General features: G+C 56.3%; 1 protein-coding gene. It reads right to left on the reverse strand.

What is annotated here, in order from left to right:
* Positions 1 to 27 precede the first annotated feature (27 nt).
* Positions 28 to 1394, reverse strand: a protein-coding gene (locus BS629_RS02915; RefSeq protein WP_370090368.1) for an IS3 family transposase whose coding sequence is annotated in 2 segments (ribosomal slippage) — positions 28 to 917 and positions 917 to 1394 — 1368 coding nt in all. Because the reading frame shifts where the segments join, the coding sequence is not laid out codon by codon here.
* Between the last annotated feature and the right edge of the window lie 45 nt (positions 1395 to 1439).

The following is a 1439-nucleotide window of genomic DNA, read 5'->3' on the forward strand; positions in this document are numbered from 1 at the left end:
TGAACTGACCCCAATAAGTTGGACGGTTTAAAGGCTGGTTAGATTTAAGGGCTGAGTTCTGTATTGCACAGGGCTCAGCCCTTTGAGTTTCAACTTGATGCGCTGATGATTGTAGTAGTGGATGTAGTCGTCGATGCCGTCTTTCAGGCTTTTGATGCTGACGAAGCGATTGGGATGAAAGAGCTCGGATTTAAGAGTGGCAAAGAAGCTTTCCATGGCGGCGTTGTCGAGGCAATTGCCTTTGCGTGACATGCTCTGGGCGATGCCGCATTTTTGAAGCTGTCGCTGATAGGCTGGCATCTGGTAGTGCCATCCCTGATCGGAGTGCAGGATCGGCTTGTCATTGCTCCCCAGCCGGCTCAAGGCTTTGTTCAACATGCTTTCCACCAGTTTGAAGACCGGCCTTGTGGTCGTCTCGTAGGCGATGATCTCGCCATTGTAGAGGTCCATGACCGGCGAGAGATAGAGCTTCTCGCCGGCGACCTTGAACTCGGTGACGTCGGTGACCCATTTCTGATTGGCTGCCTGCGCAGTGAACTGCCGTTTGACGAGGTCGGGGGCTGTGCGCCCGACGTCACCTTTGTAGGAGCGGTATTTCTTCGGCCGTACCAGCGATTTCAATCCCATCTCGACCATCAGGCGCTGGACCGTCTTATGATTGACCGTCTGCCCGAGCTGGCGGATCGCCGCCGTCACCCGGCGATAGCCGTAGCAGCCCTTGTGAGCCTCGAAGATGGCTTTGATCCTGTCCTTGAGCGCAGCATGCCTGTCGGCCAGCTGCGACATCCTTTGCCGGTAGTAGAACGTGCTGCGGGAAAGGCCCGAAAGCTTCAGCACGTCGTCAAGCGGATAGAGTGGCCTTAACGCCTGGACGACTTGCGCTTTTTGAGCGCTGGTTGCTTGCGCGTTAAGGCCTCGAGTTTTTTTAGGTAGTCGTTCTCCATGCGCAGATAGTTCAGTTCCGACAGCAGTTCTTCGCGGCTCTTCGCCTCGTCGCTCTGCAAAGCTTGCGGCTCCCGGGGGATCGGCGGCTCGGACATCGATCGGGGCCCTCCTTTGCGGCGTGAGGTCAGTGCATCAATCCCACCAGTCTCGTAGCGTCGCTCCCAATCCGAAAGGCAACCCTTATTGCGGATGTCGAACAGCGCCGCCGTCTGGCGGTAGGAGAGCCCATCCTTCCACATCCGCTGGAGAACCGATAGCTTGAATGCTGCATCGTAGTGGCTGAACTTCTTCGCAAGACCTGGAACCCCATGCGCCTCATAGCTTGCTACCCATTTGCGAACCGTCCCATGGTCTACCGCGAAGTGCGCGCCGACCTCCCGAGCACTACGCTCGCCCTTCTCATAAAACTCCACAACAGAAAGCTTAAAAGCCAGGCTGTGATTGGACATGCAAAACCCCCGAAGGTGGATGTCCAACTTTCGGGGGTCAGTTCA

The organism is Rhizobium leguminosarum bv. viciae USDA 2370, from assembly GCF_002008365.1.
Classification (GTDB): Bacteria; Pseudomonadota; Alphaproteobacteria; order Rhizobiales; family Rhizobiaceae; genus Rhizobium; species Rhizobium leguminosarum.